This is a genomic window from Dellaglioa sp. CoH-55-MRSF-9 (assembly GCF_056782155.1).
The window spans coordinates 1-238 of sequence record NZ_JBXAYG010000172.1 but is presented as its reverse complement, the minus strand read 5'-3'; the positions used below and the strand labels follow the sequence as shown (position 1 = coordinate 238).

At 57.1% G+C, this 238-nt stretch carries 1 protein-coding gene; it reads left to right on the top strand.

Going from position 1 to position 238, the window contains the following annotated elements; genetic code table 11:
- The coding region (locus AC1RPV_RS08235) for a hypothetical protein (RefSeq protein ID WP_481764276.1) at window positions 1–238 on the top strand (238 nt) is incomplete at both ends.

Genomic DNA, 238 nt, shown 5'->3' with positions numbered 1-238 from the left:
GACGAAGACCGGGGCAGATGCCATCGACAAGGAATTCGTTGCGCATTACCGCGACAAGAACAAGATCGTTGGTCTGTACGGCGACTATCAGGCGCTGACGAAGCTGTTGTCCACGTATGCGAAGGGCTGGTTCAAACGGCTTACGACGAACATGGACGCAGCCAAGGACAATCACCTGCGGCCTGACTATTCGGTATGGGCGGTGGTAACCGGCCGTCTCGCGTCGATGGGACCTAAC